Here is a 20,226-nt window from a genome sequence, read left to right on the forward strand (position 1 = left end):
CTCTTGCGAGGCATTTCAGTCAACCGGCTGGAAACTCTCCGCGACAGTGCGCACACACTGCGGATTCGAGTACTCCGTTCACACCCCGTGTGAAGACGCACCCACTACTCTGGCGGCACCGAGCCACCCGGGGGGCATCCCATGCAGCCCAACACTCTGCTCGACGCGATTCTGGACGAGGCGGGGATCTCGCACGCGGGACTCGCCGCCCATGTGAACCAGGCGGGCCGGGCCCGCGGCCTCGCGCTCCGGTACGAACACACCGCCGTGGCACGGTGGTTGAAGGGCCAACGGCCGCGGGGCCAAGTGCCCGACCTGATCTGCGAGGTACTCGCCACCCGGCTGCAACGGCCCGTCACCCTCGACGACATCGGCCTCGGCGTGCCCGGCGAGCCGTCCGCCCCGCACGGCACCACCCTGTCCGGCTTCGTCGAGCGGGCCACCGCCCTGTGGCGCTGCGACGAACAGCAGCGCCCGCACATCCTGGGCGCCCCCGCGGTCACGGGCACGCCCGCCGTCATGCCCGTATGGGAGTGGGAGAACCCGCCCGAGGACGTCGACGTCTCGCGCGGCGGCCGGCACCGGGTCACCTCCGCCGACATCGAGATGCTGCGCGCGGCCCGTACCCACTACGAGCAGATGTACCGCAAGGCCGGCGGCATAGCGACCCGCACCCGGATCGTCGGCTTCCTCAACGCCGAGGCCGCCCCGCTGCTGCGCGGCAGTTACACCGACGCCACCGGCCGCCAACTCCACCGGGCCACCGGCGGATTAGTGGCCATCGCGGGCATCTGCGCATACGACTCCGACGCGCACGGCCTCGCCCAGCGCTACTTCCACCAAGCCCTCCGGCTGGCAAAGGCCAGCGGAGACAGGGGACTTGGCGCGTACGTGATTGCCCTCCTGGTCAACCAGTCGCTGTTCATACGGGAGTACCGGCAGGCCGTCGCCTTCGCGGAGGCCGCGCTGCGCGCCGCCGGCAAGCACATCACCCCGGCGCTCGCCTCCGATCTGTACGCGATGCAGGCGAAGGCGTACGCCCACCTCGGCGACGGCACGAGCGCGCTGTCCTGCATCCGGCGGGCCGAGCAGGCCGCCGAACGCATCCGGCGCGGTCACGAGCCCGACGAGACCGGCTATGTCCAGCCGGGGCTGGTCAACGTCCAGGTGGCGGAGGCGCTGCTCAGCCTCGGCGAGCTGGCGGCCGCCGGGCGGCATGCCGCGGCCGCCGTCGACAACCCCGCCCACGACCGGGGCCGGGTGCACCGGCTCGCCATCCTCAGCACGATCGAGCTGCGGCGGGGCAACGCCGACAAGGCGGTGGCCATCGCGGTGCAGATGGCCGAGCAGGCACGGGGGATGGAGTCCCAGCGGCTGCGCGACAGACTCCGCGCGGTACGCGAACACCTGGTGCGCAGCGGCTGTGCCGGGACGGCCGAGGCCGCCGAACTCATCGACGGGGCACTGCGCGTACCGCTGTAGACCGGCACCCGATCACCGGCACCCGATCACCTACACCCATCGTTCACCCGTCGTTCCTGCTGCGATATTGCCACTTACTCGACGGAAGGTGGCAGAACCGTGCAGTGGACGAAACAGAGCGAACAAACTGTGTATGAAAACCGCTGGTTCACCGTCAACCTGGCAGATGTGGAGCTGCCGGACGGCCGGCACCTGGACCACTTCCTCATACGGCTGCGGCCGGTCGCCGTGGCCACGGTGGTGAACGAGGCCAATGAGGTTCTCCTCCTGTGGCGCCACCGCTTCATCACCGACAGCTGGGGGTGGGAGCTGGCGGCGGGCGTCGTCGAGGACGGCGAGGACATCGTCCGCGCGGCCGCCAGGGAGCTCGAGGAAGAGACCGGCTGGCGGCCGGGACCCCTGCGCCACCTGATGAGCGTGGAGCCGTCCAACGGGCTCACCGACGCCCGGCACCACATCTACTGGGCCGACGAGGGCGAGTACGTCGGACACCCCGTGGACGACTTCGAGTCGGACCGTCGGGAATGGGTCCCCCTCAAGCTCGTCCCCGACATGGTCGCCCGCGGCGAGGTCCCGGCCGCGAACATGGCGGCCGCGTTGTTGCTGCTGCATCATCTCCGGCTCGGAGCGGACGCCATGCCCTGAACCCCCCCACCGGCACCCTGGAGTTGTGGTCAGTGCCCCAGGGCCTGCCAGATCGTCACGACGAGCGCGCCCATGGCGGTGAGTACCGCGACCGCGGGCAGCGGCCAGCGGGCGTGCTCCAGTGCGACGATCCGGGCGCTGAGATCGTCGACTTCCTTGTCCGTCTCCTCGGTGCGATGACTGAGCAACGCCAGCCCTCCCTCGACGCGCGCGTAGGCCACGTCGAGGCGGCGGCGTAACTCTGCGAGTTCTCCTTGGACCACGGGATGTTCGGGGTCGGCGGTCACGAGTTCGTCCCTTTCTGTAGTTGTCACACATCCCTTGCGTGCGCATGAGAGTCAACTCGCCTGGTGGGCGCATGGCGAGAGTGTGCGACGGGCATATGCGAGCCCGGCGCGCACACGGTGTGTGAATGCGACGAGCCCGGCACTCCGAAGAGTGCCGGGCCGTTTTCAGCCACAGTCCGTAATCAGCCGTAGGTGTGGAACGTGGCTCGATCAGCCGTAGGTGTAGAAGCCCGAGCCCGACTTCCGGCCCAGTCGGCCGGCGTCGACCATGCGCTGGAGCAGCGGGGGAGCGGCGTACAGGGGTTCTTTGTACTCCTCGTACATCGAGTACGCGACCGAGGCGACCGTGTCCAGGCCGATCAGGTCGGACAGCTTCAGCGGGCCCATCGGGTGGGCGCAGCCCAGCTCCATGCCGTTGTCGATGTCCTCGCGGCTGGCGATGCCCGACTCGAACATCCGGATGGCGGACAGGAGATAGGGGATCAGCAGCGCGTTGACCACGAAGCCGGAGCGGTCCTGGGCACGGATGGCGTGCTTGCCGAGCACCTTCTCGGTGAAGAGCTGGGCGCGGCTGAGCGTGCCCTCGGAGGTGGTGAGCGCGGGGATCAGCTCGACGAGCTTCTGCACCGGGGCCGGATTGAAGAAGTGGATGCCGATGACATGGTCGGGCCGCGCGGTGGCGACCGCGAGCCGCACCAGCGGGATCGAGGAGGTGTTGGAGGCGAGGATCGCGTCCGGCCGGGTCACGACCTGGTCGAGCACCTGGAAGATCTCGGTCTTGACCTGCTCGTTCTCGACGACGGCCTCGATCACCAGGTCGCGGTCGGCGAACTCGCCGAGGTCGGTGGTGAAGCTGAGCCGTGCCTGCGTGGCCGCCAGCTCGTCCTCGGTGATCTTGCCGCGCTCGGCCGCCTTGGCCAGGGAGTTGTACAGCCGGGTCCGGCCGATCTCCAGGGCCTCGCCGGTGGTCTCGGCGACCTTCACGTCGAGACCGGCACGGGCGCACACCTCGGCGATGCCCGCTCCCATCTGGCCGCAGCCCACCACGCCGACCCGCTCGATATCTCCCGCTGGGATGCCCGTCACATCGTCCCCTTCGCTGATCCGGCTGACGCACGGCTGTGGCAGGATCCCGCGTTGTCCGGCGGCCTGCTCCGATCGTGCACGTTACCCCCAAGTAGCGATGATCGATCGTCGGGGTCGGGCATCCTGGGGCGCGGAGACGGTCCGTGACCGCGCGGATCCGCGGTGTATGGGGGTATGCAGATGGGGCGACTGTCACGTCGGGCGTTCGCGCTGGCCGCACTGTCGACGCTGACGACGGCATCGGGTGCGTCGGGTGCGTCGGCCGGACCCGAGCGCCGGGAGCGGGCGACGACTCAGATGCGGGGGGTGTGGCTTGCGACGGTGAACAACCGCGACTGGCCCTCACTGCCGGGGCTGACGGCGGCCCAGCAGCGCACCGAACTGATCGCCCACCTGGACACGGCCGTTCGTCACCGTCTCAACACGGTGATCTTCCAGGTCCGTCCCACGGCTGACGCGCTGTGGCCCTCGCCGTACGAGCCGTGGTCGGAGTACCTCACCGGCACCCAGGGCAAGGCCCCGGGCTGGGATCCGCTGGGCACGGCCGTCGCGGAGGCACACGCGCGGGGTCTGCAACTGCACGCCTGGTTCAACCCGTACCGCGTCTCCAACCAGGCGGATGCCGCGAAGCTCGTCGCCTCGCACCCCGCTCGCAGGCATCCGGACTGGGTGGTGCCGTACGGCGGGAAGCTCTACTACAACCCCGGGCTGCCCGAGGTCCGTGCCTTCGTGCAGGAGGCGATGCTCGACGCGGTGAAGAAGTACCCGCTGGACGCCGTGCACTTCGACGACTACTTCTACCCGTATCCGGCGGCGGGCCAGAGCTTCGACGACGAAGCGGCCTTCGACCGCCACGGCGGCGCCTTCCCGAACCGGGCCGCCTGGCGACGGGACAACATCGACCGGCTGGTGCGGGAGACGGCGGCAGGGATCAAGCGGATCCGGCCGGCCACGCGCTTCGGGATCAGCCCCTTCGGGGTGTGGCGCAACGCGGACACCGACCCGCTCGGCTCGGACACCCGGGCGGGTGTGCAGACGTACGACGATCTGCACGCGGACACCCGCAAGTGGGTGCGGGAGGGCTGGATCGACTACATCGTCCCGCAGCTCTACTGGAACATCGGCCTCGCCGCCGCCGACTACGCCAAGCTGCTGCCCTGGTGGGCCGCGGTGGCGAAGGGCAGCCGGACGAAGCTGTACCTCGGCGAGGCCCTGTACAAGGCCGGTGACCCGGCGCAGCCCGCGGCCTGGCAGGACCCGGCCGAGCTGTCCCGGCACCTCACGCTCGCCCGCGACTGTCCGCAGGTGCGCGGGCATGTCTTCTTCGCCGCGAAGGATGTGGCGGCGGACCCGATCGGTGCGATGGCGCGGGTGGTCGCCGACCACTACCGGCAGCCGGCGAAGCCACCGCGCTGAACCACCGGTTCATGTGCTACCCGGTCATGAATGGCCGGGTCATGTCCTACCGGGTCATGTCCCTGTGACGGATCTCGGTGTCGGGGCCCGGTGAGCAGACGCCCTCGTGCCCGTCCTCGAAGCGGACGCGGTAGGGGGGACTGCCCTCCCGGCCCATGACTTCGACGATCTCGCCGACCTTGTCCTGTTGTCCGACCACCCTGCCGTGCTGGACAAGCTGGTCGCCCACGGTTGCACGCATCTGTCGGGCCTCCTCACGATGTGCGGGAGCAGCGGTCCGTGGCCTTGAGTCTACGGCGCAGGGGCCCGGTGGGGAGCGGCGCGTGCACGCCGTTCAGTCCCGGGCCCGCTGGGTGACGGCGATGCAGACCAGCACCGCCGCGGCCGTCAGCGGGGCGGCCACCGTCAGGTGCTCGCCCAGCAGCAGCACCGACCACACCAGTGTGAGCAGGGGCTGCGCCAACTGCAACTGGCTGGCCTTGGGGATGCCGATGGCGGCCATCCCCCGGTACCAGCCGACCAGCCCGAGGAACTGCGAGCCGGCCGCGACCCACAGCAGTCCGGCCACGCTGTGCGCGGTCAGCCGCACGGGCTCGTACGACAGCGCGAGTGCGGCGGCGGGCACGGTGAGCGGCAGGCACAGCACCAGCGCCCAGCCGATGACCTGCCAGCCCGGCATGACCCCGGCCAGCCTGCCGCCCTCGGTGTAGCCGGCCGCGCACACCAGCAGCGCCGCGAAGAGATACACGTCGGCGGTGGTGAGGGCGCCGCCGCTCTGCTGCACGGTGAAGCCGGCCACCGCCGCCGCGCCCGCGAGCGCCGCGGTCCAGAAGGTGCGGGAGGGGCGGGTGCCGACGCGCAGGGCGGAGCAGAGGGCGGTCGTCAGCGGAGCAGGCCCACCACGACGGCGGCGTGCGCGGTGGTCGACGTGCGCAGGGCGAGCGTGCTCAGGAGCGGGAAGCCGACGACGACCCCGGCGGCCACGACCGCGAGGCCCGGCCAGTGCCGGCGGCCGGGCAGTGGTATTCGTAGCGCCAGCAGACAGCCACCCGCGATCACCGCCGCGAGAACGCAGCGCACGGCGACGAGAGACCAGGGACCGAAGCCTTCCAAGCCCCGGGCGGTGGCGGGGAAGGTCAGGGAGAAGGCGACGACGCCGAGGGCGGCTTGGACGGTGCCCGCGGCGGTGGGCCGGGTCGGGGCGATGACCGCTATCCGGCTCTCTGCGATAGCGCTACTCTGTGCTCTCATGCAAGAGCGTAGCAGTGTGGGCGATTTGGCGGAACGGCTGCGAAGGGAGCTAGACCGCTACTCTCCTGGTGGAAAGCTCCCGTCGAGTCGTGCTCTCGTCGAGCGGTTCCGGGTGAGCCCGGTGACCGTTTCGCGTGCCCTCGCGCAGCTGGCCGCCGAGGGCCTGGTGGTCACCCGACCCGGCGCCGGGGCGTTCCGCGCCGAGCCGCGTGCCGCCGGCGCTCCCGCGGGCGACACCTCCTGGCAGGAGGTCACCCTCAGCGCGGACGGTACCGCCGATCCGGTGCCCCGCACGGTGGACGCCACCGGCGTGACCGTCTCGCTCGCCGCCCCGCCGCCCGGCGTGATCGAGTTCAGCGGCGGGTATCTGCATCCGTCGCTCCAGCCCGAGCGGGCGATGGCCGCGGCGCTGTCCCGCGCGGGGCGCCGTCCGGGCGCCTGGGGGCGCCCGCCCCTGGAGGGGCTGCCGGAGTTGCGTGAGTGGTTCGCGCGGGGCATCGGCGGCGCGTTCACCGCCGCCGACGTGCTCATCACGGCGGGCGGCCAGTCCGCGCTGACGACGGCGCTGCGGGCCCTCGCCCCGCCCGGCGCGCCGGTGCTCGTCGAGTCGCCGACCTATCCCGGCATGCTGGCGATCGCCCGCGCGGCCGGCCTGCGACCCGTTCCCGTGCCCGTCGACCGGGACGGAGTGCGGCCGACGCTGCTCGCGGACGCGTTCCGGGCGACCGGCGCCCGGGTGTTCGTCTGCCAGCCGTTGTTCCAGAACCCGACGGGTGCGGTCCTCGCTCCCGAGCGCCGGGGCGAGGTGCTGCGGATCGCGCGGCAGGCCGGCGCCTTCGTCGTCGAGGACGACTTCGTACGGCGGCTCGTCCACGCGGAGGCGGGGCCGTTGCCGCCTCCGCTGGCCACCGACGATGCCGACGGAGTCGTCGTCCATGTCTGCTCGCTGACCAAGGCCACCGCGCCCAGCTTCCGGGTATGCGCGCTCGCCGCCCGCGGGCCGGTTCTGGAACGGTTGCGCGCCATCCAGGTCGTCGACTCCTTCTTCGTGCCCCGGCCGCTCCAGGAAGCGGCGCTCGAACTCGTCGGCTCGCCCGCCTGGCCCCGCCATCTGCGGACGGTCGCGGTCGAGTTGAAGAACCGCCGCGACGCGATGACGACCGCGCTGCGGCTGGAACTCCCCGGCCTCTGTCTGCCGCACGTCCCCTCCGGCGGCTACCACCTGTGGCTGCGGCTGCCCGCCGGGACGGACGAGTCCGCCCTGGTGGCGGGCGCCCTGCGGGCGGGCGTCGCGATCACGCCCGGCCGCCCCTACTTCAGCGCCGAACCCTCGGCCGCCCACGTCCGGCTGAGCTTCGCGGCCACCGCGGGGACGGCGGAGATCGCGGAAGGGGTACGGCGCCTGCGTGCGGCCTGCCGCGAGGTGCTCTGAGGAAAACCGCTCGACGCCGGGAACCGTGACCTGCGAATCTCCCCGCATGACTGACACCCCGAGCCTCGCCGAGGGCTACGAGATCTCCACCGACCCGGACCGTGTCGACGCCGAACGCGTGCACCACTGGCTGTCCACCGACGCGTACTGGGCGCTCGGGCGTCCGCGCGAGAAGCACGACCGGGCGATCGCCGGGTCGCTGAGCTTCGGTGTGTATGAGGTGGTTTCGGGGGAGCAGGTGGCGTATGCCCGGGTTGTCACCGACCAGGCGACCTTCGCGTGGCTGTGCGACGTGTATGTCGACTCCTCGGTGCGGGGCAAGGGGATCGGTACGGCGTTGGTCGGGGCCGTCCGCGAGCACCTGCGGCCGTACGGGCTGCGGCGGATCCTGCTCGCCACGCACGACGCGCACGGGGTCTACGAGAAGCTCGGCTTCGCGCCGCTGGAGAAGCCGGACCAGTGGATGGCGCTGGTGTTCTAGCGGGGCGTTCCAGCGGCGTGTTCTGGCAGCGGGCCCGGACAACTCTCAGGCAATGCCTCTTGACCTGCGGACTTTCGCGACTCACCATCGCCGCATGCAACTACGGGTCACGTTCGTCGCCGCCGCGCGCAGCGCCCCGCTGCTCGCGGAGCGCTTCGAGGATGACCGTCCGTTGGACCAGGCCGGCTGGGACGAGGTGCAGCGGGTCGCCCAGGATCTGATCCCGCTCGCGGCGGCCGAACTGCGCTACTGCTCGCCCGCCCCACGCAGCCGCGCCACAGGGGATGCCCTCGGATACTCACCGCTGGTGCAACTCGCCCTGCGGGACTGCGACATGGGCCGCTGGCGCGGGCTGACGCTCGGCGAGGCGATGGCCCGGGCGCCGCAGTCCGTGGACGCCTGGCTGGCCGACCCGAGCGCCACACCGCACGGCGGTGAGTCGTTGCTGGCGTTCATCTCCCGCGTCGGGAACTGGCTCGACACCCGGCCCGTCGAGGACGGCGGCCGCATCGTCGCCGTGGCCGAACCCTCGGTCGTCCGCGCCGCCCTGGTGTACGCCCTGAAGGCCCCGCCCTCGACGTACTGGAACATCGACGTCCGCCCCCTGTCGACGACCGCCGTCACGGGCCGGGCGGGGCGCTGGAACCTCCGCTTCGACGGGGTGTCGGCTTAGGCGTGTGCCGAGTGCCCGGCCGTGCGGCCGGACCTTCTCCACCGGCTCATCGGCGATGGGAGCGGGTCATGCCTTCGGTAGAGGGGCCTGTCGGCAGGGTGGGGCTCGGCGACATGCCTCAGAAGTCGTTGAAGCCGCACTCGTCGGGTACCGCCACCACGGCGCCACCGCGTCGAGTGATCACTGCCTCCGGTTGGGGTTCCGGCGGACTGCCGGGCTCCATCGGGTCGTCGGCGCGCAGTCGGCTCACCGCTCTGCGCAGCGCTGCGACGAGCGGTGAGCTGTCGTCGGCGCGCGTGCACAGCGAGATCGGGCACGGCTCGACGCCGGTGACCGGGACGAACGTGACCCCGGGATGGCGGTGGCAGCCGTCCACGAACGCTCCGGTGATCGCGACGGCCTGCCCCGTGGCGACGACTTCCAGCAACTCGTCGATGGTGCGGACCGACGGGCCGTAGCGGACGGGCCTCCCGCTGGGGCGTGGATCGCAGGCCCCCCAGCGCACCCACGCGGGATCGGCCTCGTCATCGGTGACGTGGACCTCGCCGTCGATGTCGGTGAGCGAGACCTCCGCGCGTGCCGCGAGACGGTGCGTAACGGGCAGTGCCACGACTCGGGGTTCGTGGCGTACCACATCCAGGCGCAGGCCGGCCGCTTCGGTGACCGGGGGCCGTACCAGCGCGGCGTCGACGACGCCGTCGCGTACGGCCGAGGCCTGCTGCGGCCAGGGAAGCTCCACGCCAGTTCTTCTCCATGGTCGGCTACCCGCAGGGCAGGACGATGGCCGTCGTGGCCGGGCTCAGCGAGACCCTCGGGGGTCTCGGTCTGGCGCTCGGCCTGCTCACGCCGCTCGCGGGGGCCGCGATCGTCGGCACGATGATCAACGCGGTGGCCGTGAAGGGGAGCGGGGGCTTCTTCGCACCCGAGGGCATCGAGTACGAGCTGCTGCTGGCCGTGGCAGCCGCCTCGCTGGCCCTGACCGGCCCCGGCCGCTACGCCGCCGACCGCTTCCTCCCCTTCGTGCGCCACCACCGCCTCGCCTACGGCGTCGCCGCGGTGCTGTTTGCCACGGTGGTCGCGGGTGTGACGCTGCTGCTCCGCAGCCAAGAGGGCATCTGAGGCGTTCCGCGGTGGGTACGGCCCGAAAAGCCGAGGTGCGCGAACCGCGGGCCATCCGTGGCTGGTCGAACCCACGCGGCGGATCGGCGTGTACGAGGGCGCCGGGCACGCCTTCGCCTGCGACGCCCGCCGGCGACTGTACGCCGAGGAAAGCACGCGTACCGCGTGGCAGCACACCCTCGCATTCCTCGACAAGCACCTGCCGCAGGCCTCATGCCCCCCGCCTCCCGGTCCCTCCCTGCTCGACGCGTGGGCCTACAACCCTGCGGGTCAATACACCTGGCCCTCGCGCGCGTAGCCCGTGGTGAGGAGCAGGTCCTTGGCGGGGCCGCCCACTCGCCACACGGTCCGCCAGCGGTCCTGGTCCTGGACGGTGAACTCGCCCCGGTAGAGGTCGGCCGAGCAGGGGTGGTCGGCGATGTGCCGACCGGAGGTCAGGTCCAGGTCGTGGAAGGGGCGGCCGTCGGCGAACCGCACGTCGGCCCGCCCGGCGCTGTCGCCCGGCAGGAAGCGCAGGGTCCGCTCGGCGGGGCGGGGGACGCCCTGCCAGGTGAAGGTGCCGGACTCGTGGTGCAGCAGCCCGCCGTCGTCCAGCGGGCTGAAAGTGGTCGTACCGGTGAAGTGGCCCTCGTCGCCGCTGGCCAGATCCCGCACCGACCGCTCCACCCGCCAGCGCCCGGCCAGATACGCCAGGACGTCCGGCACTGGCCAGAACTCGCCCATCCCGTCCTGCCCTCTTCTCGTTCTCCGTCGCACCCGTTGTTGCGCGACCCATTGACGCGTCCCTGCCCCCTCCCTATCTTGCCGTTCGAAGTCCTGGTCAATGTCCGGTATTTCGAACAACGTCTTGAGTCGCCCCACCTCCCATCGAGCCGCGGAGTATCCATGTCACGCACCCGCTGGAGACTCGGTCTCACCGCCACCGCCTTTCTGGTGGCGGCCGGCCTCGTCCCCGCCCCGGCCCACGCCGAGGACGTCACCGATTACGCGATCACCGTCGATCCGACCGCCAGGGGCGCGAAGATCGACGACACGATGTACGGCGTCTTCTTCGAGGACATCAACCGGGCCGCGGACGGCGGCCTGTACGCCGAGCTCGTGCAGAACCGGTCCTTCGAGTACTCCACCGCCGACAACACCTCGTACACGCCCCTCACCTCCTGGGCGGTCGACGGCACGGGGCAGGTCGTGGACGACGACGGCCGGCTCAACGACCGCAACCGCAACTACCTTTCGCTGGGCGCGGGTTCGGCCGTCACGAACGCCGGCTACAACACCGGCATCCACGTGGAGGCGGGCAAGAGGTACGACTTCTCGGTGTGGGCCCGCGCCGTGAGCGGCAGCGCCCTCGATGTCTCCCTCCAGGACGCCGACGGCACCCTGGCCGCCGCCCGCAAGGTGGCCGTCAAGAAGGGCGGCTGGGCCAAGTACTCCGCCGCCTTCACCGCGACCCGGACCAGTTCCACCGGCCGGCTCACCGTCGCCTCCTCCGCCGCGGCGGCCCTCGACATGGTGTCCCTCTTCCCGCGCGACACCTACAAGAACGAGCCCAACGGCCTGCGCAAGGACCTCGCCGAGAAGGTCGCCGCCCTGCACCCGGGCTTCGTGCGCTTCCCCGGCGGCTGTCTGGTCAACACCGGCTCCATGGAGGACTACAGCGAGGCCTCCGGCTATCAGCGCAAGCGCTCCTACCAGTGGAAGGACACCATCGGGCCGGTCGAGGAGCGCGCCACCAATTCCAACTTCTGGGGCTACAACCAGTCGTACGGACTCGGCTACTACGAGTACTTCCGTTTCGCGGAGGACATCGGCGCCATGCCGCTGCCCGTCGTCCCGGCCCTGGTGACCGGCTGCGGCCAGAACAAGGCCGTCGACGACGAGGCGCTGCTCAAGCGGCACATCCAGGACACCCTGGACCTCATCGAGTTCGCCAACGGGCCGGTGACCTCGACGTGGGGCAGGAAGCGCGCCCAGATGGGCCACCCCAAGCCCTTCCACCTCACCCACCTCGAGGTCGGCAACGAGGAGAACCTCCCGGTCGAGTTCTTCGCCCGGTTCAAGGAGTTCCGCGCCGCCATCGAGGCGAAGTACCCGGACGTCACCGTCGTCTCCAACTCCGGGCCGGACGACTCCGGTTCGACCTTCGACACGGCCTGGCAGCTCAACCGGGACGCGAACGTCGCCATGGTCGACGAGCATTACTACAACAGCCCGCAGTGGTTCCTCCAGAACAACGACCGCTACGACTCCTACGACAGGAACGGCCCGAAGGTCTTCCTCGGCGAGTACGCCTCCCAGGGCAACGCCTTCAAGAACGGCCTCTCCGAAGCCGCGTTCATGACCGGCCTGGAGCGCAACGCCGACGTGGTGAAACTCGCCTCCTACGCCCCGCTGTTCGCCAACGAGGACTCTGTGCAGTGGCGTCCGGACCTGGTGTGGTTCAACAACCACGCCTCCTGGAACTCCGCCAACTACGAGGTCCAGAAGCTGTTCATGAACAACGTCGGCGACCGGGTGGTGCCGTCGACGGCCACCGGCACTCCGTCGCTGCTGGCCCCCATCACCGGCGCCGTCGGCCTGTCGACCTGGGCGACCACGGCGGCGTACGACGATGTGAAGGTGACGGGAGCGGACGGGGTGACGCTGCTCAGCGACGACTTCAGCGGTGACGCCTCGCGGTGGACCCACACCGGTGGCGGCAGCTGGAGCGTCCAGGACGGGCAGTACGTCCAGACCGACGTGGCCGCCGAGAACACGATGGTCTCGGCCGGCGACCCGTCCTGGCACGACTACGACCTGCACGTGAAGGCCACCAAGAAGTCCGGCAAGGAGGGCTTCCTCGTCGCCTTCGGTGTCAAGGACACCGGCAACTACTACTGGTGGAACCTGGGCGGCTGGAACAACACCCAGTCCGCCGTCGAACAGGCCACGGACGGCGGCAAGTCGACGCTCATGTCCAAGGCCGGGACCATCGAGACGGGCCGCGCCTACGACATCGACGTCAAGGTGCGGGGCCGCCAGGTCACCCTCTACCTCGACGGCCAGGAGTGGGGCAGCTTCACCGACGACAAGCCGGCCGAGCCCTTCCGCCAGGTCGTCACGAAGGACAAGAAGACCGGTGACCTGATCGTCAAGGTCGTCAACGCCCAGTCCTCGGCGGCCCGTACGGCGATCGACCTCGGCGGCGCCAAGGTGGCGTCCAAGGCCCGGGTGACCACGCTGGCCGCCGCGCCGGACGCGGTGAACACGGAGACGTCCACGCCGGTGGCGCCGGTCTCCTCGACCTTCTCCGGGGTCGCCGACGAGTTCACCTACACCTTCCCGGCGAACTCGGTCACCTTCCTGCGGATCAAGCAGAGGTAGCGGGTCCGGGCGTGGGCCGCGGTCCTTCCGGGCGGCGGCCCCCGCCCGGCATCCCGGCCTTCACCTGCCGAAGTACTCCTGAGCCGCACGGACACCCTCGGTAAGGGCATCGACCTCGGCCTCGGTGTTGTAGACGTAGAAGGTCGCCCGGGTCGTCGCCGGGAGGCCGTAGCGGCGCACGATAGGGCGGGCGCAGTGGTGGCCGACCCGGACGGCGACGCCCCGCTCGTCCAGGATCTGGCCGACGTCGTGCGGATGGATGCCGTCGACCGTGAAGGAGACCGCCGAGCCGCGGTCGGTCAGGTCGCGGGGACCGACGACGCGTACGCCCGGGATCTCGCCGAGCAGCCCCAGCGCACGGGCGGTGAGCCGGTCCTCGTGGGCGGCCACCTCCGCCATGCCCAGCGCCTCCAGGTACTCCACGGCCGCCGCCAGACCCACCGCCTGGGACGTCATCGGCACGCCCGCCTCGAAGCGCTGCGGCGGCGGCAGGAAGGTCGTGCGGTCCATCTCGACGATCTCGACCATCGAGCCGCCGGTGAGGAACGGCGGGAGATCCGCGAGGAGTTCGCGCCGCCCCCACAGCACGCCGACGCCGTTCGGGCCGAGCATCTTGTGTCCGGAGAAGGCCAGGAAGTCCGCGCCCAGTTCGCGTACGTCGACCGGCCGGTGGGGCACCGACTGGGCGCCGTCGACCACCACCAGCGTCCCGAACACGTGGGCGCGGTCGGCGAGTTCGCGGACCGGATTCACGGTGCCGAGGACGTTGGACTGGTGCGTGACGGCGAGGACCTTGGTGCGCTCGTCGAGCAGCTCGTCGATCCGGGTGAGGTCGAGTCGGCCCTCGTCGGTGAGTCCGAACCAGTCCAGCGTCGCCCCGGTGCGCTCCGCGAGCTGCTGCCAGGGCACCAGGTTGGCGTGGTGCTCCATCTCCGTGACCACGATCCGGTCGCCCGGACCGATCCGGCGGGCGTTGCCCAGCGCGTAGGCGACGAGGTTGATGCCCTCGGTGGTGTTCTTGACGAAGACGACCTCGTCCTCGGCGGCCCCGACGAAGCGCGCGATCGTCCGCCGCGCCTCCTCGTACGCCTCGGTCGCCTCACCGGCGAGCTGATGCGCGCCACGGTGCACGGCCGCGTTGTGCGTGAGGTAGAAGTCCCGTTCGGCGTCCAGGACCTGGAGGGGTTTCTGGGTGGTGGCGCCGGAGTCCAGGTAGACCAGACGGGCGCCGCTGTCCAGCGTCCGCCCCAGGATCGGGAAGTCCTCGCGCAGCGCGTCCACGTCGAAGCCCACGGAGCCTCACCTCTCACGGTTTCGTTGACTGTTCTCCGTGAGGCACGCTAGGTCTCCTCACGGAGAATCGCAAGCATTAGCATGAGAGCCGTGGATCACGACGCCCCCGTCTACCTGCACCAGCTCCCGGTCCCCGGCGAGGAGCGCTACCTCTCGCTGGCCCTGGTCAACACGCGTTTCACCCTCACTCACGGCGAGGTCGACCTGCTCGACGACATCGAGGCCGCGCACCTGTGGCTCGTACGGCACGAGCTGCTGCCGGACCGGGTGGCGCTGAACGGCAGACAGCTCGGCAGGCTCCTCGGACTCCGGGAGGCGCTGCGCGCGCTGTTCGCGGCATACGGGGACCGTGACCGCCCGGCCGCCGAGGACCTCGCCACCGTCAACGCCGCCCTCGCCGCGGCCCCTTCGACACCTCGCCTCACCTGGACGGCCGAGGGCCCTCGCCGCGCCGACGAACCCGACGCCGGCAACCCGGCCGCCGCCGCGCTCTCCCTCCTCGCCGAGGACGCCACCGACCTGCTCACCGGCCCCGAGGCCGGCCAGCTCACCGAGTGCGCCGCACAGGGCTGCGCCCGCTGGTTCCTGCGCTCGCACGGGGCCAGGCGCTGGTGCACGACGAAGTGCGGGAACCGGGTGCGGGCGGCGCGGGCGTACGCGGCGAAGCGGGGGAGGGGGCGCGAGTGACCCGCTGGGCGCCCGCGGGTCGGTCTCGGCGGCGCGCGGGTGTCGCGGGTGTGCTGTCCGGCCGGGACTGCATAATCAGGCCCCGGGATTGCATAAACGTGCAGCGAAACGTATAGTCATGCCATCAAGAGGAGGATGGATTCCATGGCGGTACGCGCGGCAGTGGCCGGAGCGAGTGGATACGCGGGCGGAGAGCTCCTGCGTCTGCTGCTGGCCCACCCCGAGGTCGAGATCGGTGCCCTGACCGGCAACTCCAACGCCGGCCAGCGGCTCGGTGCGCTGCAACCGCACCTGCTCCCCCTGGCCGACCGCGTGCTCCAGGAGACCACCGCCGACGTCCTCGCCGGGCATGACGTCGTCTTTCTCGCCCTGCCGCACGGTCAGTCCGCCGCCGTCGCCGAGCAGCTCGGCCCGGACGTGGTCGTCGTCGACATGGGGGCCGACTTCCGGCTCAAGGACGCCGGTGACTGGGAGAGGTTCTACGGCTCCCCGCACGCCGGGACCTGGCCCTACGGCCTTCCCGAGCTGCCGGGCGGCCGCGCCGCGCTGGAGGGGTCCAAGCGCATCGCGGTGCCCGGTTGCTATCCGACCGCCGTCTCGCTGGCCCTCTTCCCGGCCTACGCCGCTGGGCTCGCCGAGACCGAGGCCGTGATCGTCGCCGCTTCCGGGACGTCCGGCGCCGGCAAAGCGCCCAAGCCGCACCTGCTGGGCAGCGAGGTCATGGGGTCCATGACGCCGTACGGCGTCGGCGGCGGCCACCGGCACACACCCGAGATGATCCAGAACCTCAGCGCGGCGGCGGGGGAGCGGGTCTCCGTCTCCTTCACCCCGACCCTCGCGCCGATGCCCCGCGGCATCCTCGCCACGTGCACCGCCAAGGCGAAGCCCGGCGTCACCGGCGAGTCCCTCCGCGCCGCCTACGAGAAGGCCCTCGCCGACGAGCCCTTCGTCCACCTCCTGCCCGAGGGCCGGTGGCCCGCCACGGCGTCCGTCTACGGTTCCAACGCCGTTCAGGTGCAGGTCGCGTACGACGAAGCCGCCGGCCGCATCATCGCGATCAGCGCCATCGACAACCTGACCAAGGGCACCGCGGGCGGTGCCGTGCAGAGCATGAACATCGCCCTCGGCCTCCCCGAGGAGCTCGGTCTTTCCACGATCGGAGTCGCACCGTGAGCGTCACGGCAGCAAAGGGATTCTCGGCGGCCGGAATCGCCGCCGGAATCAAGGAGAACGGCAACCCGGACCTCGCCCTCGTGGTCAACAACGGGCCCCGTCTGGCCGCCGCGGGCGTCTTCACCTCCAACCGCGTCAAGGCCGCGCCCGTCCTGTGGTCCGAGCAGGTCCTCAAGGGCGGCCAGGTGTCCGCCGTGATCCTCAACTCCGGTGGCGCCAACGCCTGTACGGGACCCAAGGGCTTCCAGGACACGCACGCCACCGCCGAGAAGGTCGCGGACACGCTGGGCGTGAACGCCGCCGAGGTCGCCGTCGCCTCCACCGGTCTCATCGGTCTCCTCCTCCCGATGGACAAGCTGCTCCCCGGAGTCGAGGCCGCCGCCGGTCAACTGTCCGAGCACGGCGGCGAGAAGGCCGCCATCGCCATCAAGACCACGGACAGTGTCCACAAGACGTCCGTCGTGACCAAGGACGGCTGGAGCGTCGGCGGCATGGCCAAGGGCGCGGGCATGCTCGCCCCCGGCCTCGCCACCATGCTCGTCGTCCTCACCACCGACGCCGACCTCGACAGCGAGGCCCTGGACAAGGCCCTCCGCGCGGCCACGCGCACCACGTTCGACCGCGTCGACTCCGACGGCTGCATGTCCACCAACGACACGGTGCTCCTCCTCGCCTCCGGAGCCTCCGAAGTCACCCCGGAGTACGCGGAGTTCGCCGAGGCCGTACGGGCCGTCTGCGACGACCTCGGGCAGCAGCTGATCCGGGACGCCGAGGGCGCCAGCAAGGACATCAAGGTCGAGGTCATCAACGCCGCGACCGAGGACGACGCCGTCGAGGTGGGCCGCTCCATCGCCCGCAACAACCTCCTCAAGTGCGCGATCCACGGCGAGGACCCCAACTGGGGCCGCGTGCTCTCCGCGATCGGTACGACGAACGCCGCCTTCGAGCCCGACGAGCTCGACGTCGCCATCAACGGCGTCTGGGTGTGCAAGAACGGCGGCGTCGGCGAGGACCGCGAGAAGGTCGACATGCGCTACCGCGAGGTGCACATCGTCGCCGACCTCGCCGCCGGCTCCGAGACGGCCACCATCTGGACCAACGACCTCACGGCCGACTACGTCCACGAGAACAGCGCGTACTCGTCATGAGCACTACTCGTAAACACACCGCCCTGCCCAAGGCGCAGATCCTCATCGAGGCGCTGCCCTGGCTGGTCCGGCACAACGGCAAGACCGTCGTCATCAAGTTCGGCGGCAACGCCATGATCGACGAGGACCTGAAGGCCGCGTTCGCGCAGGACGTCGTGTTCCTGCACCACGCCGGCCTCAAGCCCGTCGTCGTGCACGGCGGCGGACCGCAGATCAGCGCCGCCCTCGACAAGCACGGCATCGTCAGCGAGTTCAAGGCGGGCCTGCGCGTCACCACCGAGGAAGCCATGGACGTCGTCCGGATGGTGCTGGCCGGACAGGTGCAGCGCGAACTGGTCGGGCTGCTCAACCAGCACGGACCGCTCGCCGTCGGCCTCACCGGCGAGGACGCGCACACCATCACCGCCATCAAGCACCAGCCCGAGATCGACGGCGAGTTGGTCGACATCGGGCGGGTGGGCGAGATCACCGCGATCGACACGGGCGCGATCCAGGCACTGCTCGCCGACGGCCGTATCCCGGTCGTCTCGTCGATCGCCCGCTCCGAGGACGACGGACATGTCTACAACGTCAATGCTGATACGGCGGCTGCGGCACTCGCTGCTGCTCTGGACGCCGAAACCCTCATGGTCCTCACGGACGTCGAGGGACTCTACGAGGACTGGCCCCACAGCGACGAGGTGATCAGCCGCCTCACCGCTTCCCAACTGGAGAAGCTGCTGCCGGACCTGTCGTCCGGCATGGTGCCGAAGATGGAGGGCTGCCTGCACGCCGTACGGGGCGGCGTCACGACCGCCCGCGTCATCGACGGCCGGGTCCAGCACTCGATCCTGCTGGAGATCTTCACCGACGAGGGCATCGGCACGATGGTCGTGCCCGATGAGCAAGAGGGGGATGTGGCATGACAGGCACCGCGACGAACGCAGAGCTCACCGAGCGGTGGCAGGGCGCGCTCATGAACAACTACGGCACTCCGCGCCTGCCCCTCGTGCGCGGCGCGGGCGCCAAGCTGTGGGACGCCGACGGCAAGGAGTACGTCGACTTCGTCGGCGGCATCGCGGTCAACGCGCTCGGCCACGCCCACCCGGCGATCGTCGAGGCGGTCAGCAAGCAGATCGCCTCCCTCGGCCACGTCTCCAACCTCTTCATCGCCGAACCGCCCATCGCGCTCGCCGAACGGCTCATCCAGCACTTCGGCCGCGCCGGCAAGGTGTTCTTCTGCAACTCCGGCGCCGAGGCCAACGAGGGCGCCTTCAAGATCGGCCGGCTGACCGGACGGACCCATATGGTCGCCACCGACGGCGGCTTCCACGGCCGCACCATGGGCGCCCTCGCGCTCACCGGCCAGCCCGGCAAGCAGGAGCCGTTCCTGCCGATGCTCGGTGACGTCACGCACGTGCCGTACGGCGACGCGCAGGCACTGGCCGCCGCGGTCACCGAGGAAACGGCCCTCGTCATCATCGAGCCCGTCCAGGGGGAGAACGGGGCTGTGGTGCCCCCGGCCGGCTACCTCAAGGCGGCTCGCGCCATCACCGCCGCCACCGGTTCGCTGCTCGTCCTCGACGAGGTGCAGACCGGGATCGGCCGTACCGGGCACTGGTTCGAGTACCAGGCCCACGAGGGGGTCCTGCCGGACGTCGTCACGCTCGCGAAGGGGCTCGGCGGCGGGCTGCCGCTCGGCGCCACCGTCGCCTTCGGCCGGGCCGCCGACCTGCTCCAGCCCGGCCAGCACGGCACGACCTTCGGCGGCAACCCGATCGCCTGCGCCGCCGGACTCGCCGTCCTCGACACCATCGCCTCCGAGGGCCTGCTGGAGAATGTGAAGCGGCAGAGCGAGAAGCTGCGCGACGGAATCGAGTCGCTGGGGCACCCGTTGATCGATTATGTCCGGGGTGCCGGCCTCCTCCTGGGTATCGTGCTCACCGAGCCGCTCGCGCCGCAGGTGCAGCAGGCGGCTCAGGACGCCGGTTTCCTGGTGAACGCGCCCGCCCCCGATGTCGTACGGCTGATGCCGCCGCTGAACCTCGGCAACGACGAAGTGGACGCGCTGGTCCAGGCCCTCCCCGGCATCCTGGACGTGGCCAACGGGGACGGATCCGGAGAATGAGACGACGATGAGCCAGGCGCAGGATCACGAGCAGACCGCCGGGCCTGCCGTGCCGCAGACCCGCACCGCACGCCACCGCCGGATCGTGGACATCCTCAACCGGCAACCCGTGCGCTCGCAGAGCCAGTTGGCGAAGCTGCTGTCCGACGACGGGCTGAGCGTCACTCAGGCGACGCTCTCCCGGGATCTGGACGAGCTGAACGCGGTGAAGATCCGCAACACCGACGGGGATCTGATCTATGCGGTGCCGAGTGAGGGGGGGTTTCGGACGCCGCGGGTGCCTCTTGGGGGGTCGGCGAAGGAGGAGCGGATGCGGCGGTTGTCGGCGGAGCTGCTGATCTCTGCGGAGGCTTCTGCGAATCTTGTGGTGCTGCGTACCCCGCCGGGGGCCGCGCAGTTTTTGGCCTCGGCGATTGACCAGGCTGAGCTGGATGACATTTTGGGGACTATCGCGGGGGATGACACGTTGCTGTTGATCAGCCGGGATCCTAGTGGGGGGCAGGCGTTGGCGGATCACTTGTTGCGGTTGGCTCAGAACGGGCACTGAGGGGGGTGGTGACTGTGGTGTGCCGGGTTCAGGTTG

General features: G+C 70.7%; 20 protein-coding genes and 2 pseudogenes. 15 read left to right on the forward strand and 7 right to left on the reverse strand.

All coding sequences use genetic code 11. The annotated features are described in order from the left end of the window. Nucleotides 1-141 precede the first annotated feature (141 nt). Together AB0I77_RS20415 and AB0I77_RS20420 are read left to right on the forward strand one after the other, a co-directional pair. Nucleotides 142-1,482, forward strand: coding sequence for a transcriptional regulator (locus AB0I77_RS20415; RefSeq protein WP_363284011.1), 1,341 nt, complete (start codon nucleotides 142-144; stop codon nucleotides 1,480-1,482). A 99-nt stretch (nucleotides 1,483-1,581) separates the two neighbouring features. Further along, nucleotides 1,582-2,127, forward strand: a complete 546-nt coding sequence (locus tag AB0I77_RS20420) for an NUDIX hydrolase (RefSeq protein ID WP_363284012.1) — start codon at nucleotides 1,582-1,584, stop codon at nucleotides 2,125-2,127. 29 nt (nucleotides 2,128-2,156) lie between these two features. Here AB0I77_RS20420 and AB0I77_RS20425 read toward each other — a convergent pair whose 3' ends face one another. Further along, entirely contained in the window at nucleotides 2,157-2,414 is a 258-nt protein-coding gene (locus AB0I77_RS20425) for a hypothetical protein (RefSeq protein WP_363284076.1), read from the reverse strand. Between the two features lie 210 nt (nucleotides 2,415-2,624). Then, nucleotides 2,625-3,500: a 3-hydroxybutyryl-CoA dehydrogenase gene (locus AB0I77_RS20430; RefSeq protein ID WP_363284013.1), complete on the reverse strand. Its 876-nt coding sequence runs from the start codon at nucleotides 3,498-3,500 to the stop codon at nucleotides 2,625-2,627. Nucleotides 3,501-3,680: 180 nt separating this feature from the next. Here AB0I77_RS20430 and AB0I77_RS20435 point away from each other — a divergent pair, with 180 nt between their 5' ends. Then, nucleotides 3,681-4,916 carry a family 10 glycosylhydrolase gene (locus AB0I77_RS20435; protein ID WP_363284014.1) on the forward strand — a complete coding sequence of 412 codons (1,236 nt, stop codon included), beginning with the start codon at nucleotides 3,681-3,683 and terminating at the stop codon, nucleotides 4,914-4,916. A 46-nt stretch (nucleotides 4,917-4,962) separates the two neighbouring features. Here the strand turns inward: AB0I77_RS20435 and AB0I77_RS20440 are convergent, their stop codons facing one another. Next, nucleotides 4,963-5,157 carry a DUF1918 domain-containing protein gene (locus AB0I77_RS20440; protein ID WP_363284015.1) on the reverse strand — a complete coding sequence of 65 codons (195 nt, stop codon included), beginning with the start codon at nucleotides 5,155-5,157 and terminating at the stop codon, nucleotides 4,963-4,965. A 93-nt stretch (nucleotides 5,158-5,250) separates the two neighbouring features. Then, nucleotides 5,251-6,167: pseudogene (locus AB0I77_RS20445) on the reverse strand (DMT family transporter). On the opposite strand from AB0I77_RS20445, the gene AB0I77_RS20450 reads away from it, so the two are divergent. The 3 genes from AB0I77_RS20450 (at nucleotide 6,166) to AB0I77_RS20460 (ending at nucleotide 8,753) form a co-directional block, all read left to right on the forward strand. After that, on the forward strand, nucleotides 6,166-7,599 hold the full coding sequence (locus tag AB0I77_RS20450) for a PLP-dependent aminotransferase family protein (protein WP_363284017.1): 1,434 nt from the start codon (nucleotides 6,166-6,168) through the stop codon (nucleotides 7,597-7,599). The pseudogene AB0I77_RS20445 and the gene AB0I77_RS20450 overlap by 2 nt on opposite strands. Nucleotides 7,600-7,645: 46 nt before the next feature. Continuing rightward, a complete protein-coding gene (locus AB0I77_RS20455) occupies nucleotides 7,646-8,080 on the forward strand; it encodes a GNAT family N-acetyltransferase (RefSeq protein ID WP_363284018.1) in 435 nt (144 codons plus the stop codon). A 94-nt stretch (nucleotides 8,081-8,174) separates the two neighbouring features. Next, nucleotides 8,175-8,753, forward strand: coding sequence for a histidine phosphatase family protein (locus AB0I77_RS20460; RefSeq protein WP_363284019.1), 579 nt, complete (start codon nucleotides 8,175-8,177; stop codon nucleotides 8,751-8,753). A 118-nt stretch (nucleotides 8,754-8,871) separates the two neighbouring features. On the opposite strand, the gene AB0I77_RS20465 is transcribed toward AB0I77_RS20460, so the two are convergent. After that, nucleotides 8,872-9,492 carry a LysR family substrate-binding domain-containing protein gene (locus tag AB0I77_RS20465; protein ID WP_363284020.1) on the reverse strand — a complete coding sequence of 207 codons (621 nt, stop codon included), beginning with the start codon at nucleotides 9,490-9,492 and terminating at the stop codon, nucleotides 8,872-8,874. 2 nt (nucleotides 9,493-9,494) lie between these two features. On the opposite strand from AB0I77_RS20465, the pseudogene AB0I77_RS20470 reads away from it, so the two are divergent. Further along, nucleotides 9,495-9,872, forward strand: a pseudogene (locus tag AB0I77_RS20470) (DoxX family membrane protein); the annotation flags it as partial. A gap of 82 nt (nucleotides 9,873-9,954) precedes the next feature. Further along, nucleotides 9,955-10,170 carry a dienelactone hydrolase family protein gene (locus AB0I77_RS20475; protein WP_363284077.1) on the forward strand — a complete coding sequence of 72 codons (216 nt, stop codon included), beginning with the start codon at nucleotides 9,955-9,957 and terminating at the stop codon, nucleotides 10,168-10,170. Here the strand turns inward: AB0I77_RS20475 and AB0I77_RS20480 are convergent. Then, the gene (locus AB0I77_RS20480) at nucleotides 10,143-10,595 is read right to left on the reverse strand and encodes a DUF6314 family protein (protein WP_363284021.1); all 453 of its coding nucleotides are present in this window, start codon (nucleotides 10,593-10,595) and stop codon (nucleotides 10,143-10,145) included. The two genes, AB0I77_RS20475 and AB0I77_RS20480, sit on opposite strands and share 28 nt — an antisense overlap. 162 nt (nucleotides 10,596-10,757) lie before the next feature. Here AB0I77_RS20480 and AB0I77_RS20485 point away from each other — a divergent pair, with 162 nt between their 5' ends. After that, a complete protein-coding gene (locus tag AB0I77_RS20485; RefSeq protein ID WP_363284022.1) occupies nucleotides 10,758-13,235 on the forward strand; it encodes an alpha-L-arabinofuranosidase C-terminal domain-containing protein in 2,478 nt (825 codons plus the stop codon). A 60-nt stretch (nucleotides 13,236-13,295) separates the two neighbouring features. On the opposite strand, the gene AB0I77_RS20490 is transcribed toward AB0I77_RS20485, so the two are convergent. Beyond that, nucleotides 13,296-14,528: a cysteine desulfurase gene (locus AB0I77_RS20490; RefSeq protein WP_363284023.1), complete on the reverse strand. Its 1,233-nt coding sequence runs from the start codon at nucleotides 14,526-14,528 to the stop codon at nucleotides 13,296-13,298. A gap of 81 nt (nucleotides 14,529-14,609) precedes the next feature. On the opposite strand from AB0I77_RS20490, the gene AB0I77_RS20495 reads away from it, so the two are divergent. The 6 genes from AB0I77_RS20495 (at nucleotide 14,610) to AB0I77_RS20520 (ending at nucleotide 20,190) form a co-directional block, all read left to right on the forward strand. Further along, nucleotides 14,610-15,215, forward strand: a complete 606-nt coding sequence (locus AB0I77_RS20495) for an ABATE domain-containing protein (RefSeq protein WP_363284024.1) — start codon at nucleotides 14,610-14,612, stop codon at nucleotides 15,213-15,215. A 144-nt stretch (nucleotides 15,216-15,359) separates the two neighbouring features. Continuing rightward, the gene (gene argC / locus AB0I77_RS20500; RefSeq protein ID WP_363284025.1) at nucleotides 15,360-16,388 is read left to right on the forward strand and encodes an N-acetyl-gamma-glutamyl-phosphate reductase; all 1,029 of its coding nucleotides are present in this window, start codon (nucleotides 15,360-15,362) and stop codon (nucleotides 16,386-16,388) included. Beyond that, on the forward strand, nucleotides 16,385-17,536 hold the full coding sequence (gene argJ / locus AB0I77_RS20505; protein WP_363284026.1) for a bifunctional glutamate N-acetyltransferase/amino-acid acetyltransferase ArgJ: 1,152 nt from the start codon (nucleotides 16,385-16,387) through the stop codon (nucleotides 17,534-17,536). The genes argC and argJ overlap by 4 nt, the downstream gene beginning before the upstream one ends. Continuing rightward, nucleotides 17,533-18,441 carry an acetylglutamate kinase gene (gene argB, locus AB0I77_RS20510; protein WP_363284027.1) on the forward strand — a complete coding sequence of 303 codons (909 nt, stop codon included), beginning with the start codon at nucleotides 17,533-17,535 and terminating at the stop codon, nucleotides 18,439-18,441. The genes argJ and argB overlap by 4 nt, the downstream gene beginning before the upstream one ends. Beyond that, on the forward strand, nucleotides 18,438-19,643 hold the full coding sequence (locus AB0I77_RS20515; RefSeq protein WP_363284028.1) for an acetylornithine transaminase: 1,206 nt from the start codon (nucleotides 18,438-18,440) through the stop codon (nucleotides 19,641-19,643). Before argB ends, AB0I77_RS20515 begins: the two co-directional genes overlap by 4 nt. Before the next feature lie 7 nt (nucleotides 19,644-19,650). Then, entirely contained in the window at nucleotides 19,651-20,190 is a 540-nt protein-coding gene (locus AB0I77_RS20520; protein ID WP_363284029.1) for an arginine repressor, read from the forward strand. Nucleotides 20,191-20,226: the final 36 nt, after the last annotated feature.

The sequence above is a fragment of the Streptomyces sp. NPDC050619 genome (assembly GCF_040654815.1).
Lineage (GTDB): Bacteria > Actinomycetota > Actinomycetes > Streptomycetales > Streptomycetaceae > Streptomyces.

Coding starts and splice junctions, on each gene's coding strand:
- AB0I77_RS20480 (WP_363284021.1), bottom strand. CDS start 10,595: ATGGGCGAGTTCTGGCCAGTGCCGGACGTCCTGGCGTATCTGGCCGGG.
- AB0I77_RS20450 (WP_363284017.1), top strand. CDS start 6,166: ATGCAAGAGCGTAGCAGTGTGGGCGATTTGGCGGAACGGCTGCGAAGG.
- AB0I77_RS20460 (WP_363284019.1), top strand. CDS start 8,175: ATGCAACTACGGGTCACGTTCGTCGCCGCCGCGCGCAGCGCCCCGCTG.
- argB (WP_363284027.1), top strand. CDS start 17,533: ATGAGCACTACTCGTAAACACACCGCCCTGCCCAAGGCGCAGATCCTC.
- argC (WP_363284025.1), top strand. CDS start 15,360: ATGGCGGTACGCGCGGCAGTGGCCGGAGCGAGTGGATACGCGGGCGGA.
- AB0I77_RS20485 (WP_363284022.1), top strand. CDS start 10,758: ATGTCACGCACCCGCTGGAGACTCGGTCTCACCGCCACCGCCTTTCTG.
- AB0I77_RS20520 (WP_363284029.1), top strand. CDS start 19,651: ATGAGCCAGGCGCAGGATCACGAGCAGACCGCCGGGCCTGCCGTGCCG.
- AB0I77_RS20440 (WP_363284015.1), bottom strand. CDS start 5,157: ATGCGTGCAACCGTGGGCGACCAGCTTGTCCAGCACGGCAGGGTGGTC.
- AB0I77_RS20515 (WP_363284028.1), top strand. CDS start 18,438: ATGACAGGCACCGCGACGAACGCAGAGCTCACCGAGCGGTGGCAGGGC.
- AB0I77_RS20435 (WP_363284014.1), top strand. CDS start 3,681: ATGGGGCGACTGTCACGTCGGGCGTTCGCGCTGGCCGCACTGTCGACG.
- AB0I77_RS20495 (WP_363284024.1), top strand. CDS start 14,610: ATGAGAGCCGTGGATCACGACGCCCCCGTCTACCTGCACCAGCTCCCG.
- AB0I77_RS20455 (WP_363284018.1), top strand. CDS start 7,646: ATGACTGACACCCCGAGCCTCGCCGAGGGCTACGAGATCTCCACCGAC.
- AB0I77_RS20415 (WP_363284011.1), top strand. CDS start 142: ATGCAGCCCAACACTCTGCTCGACGCGATTCTGGACGAGGCGGGGATC.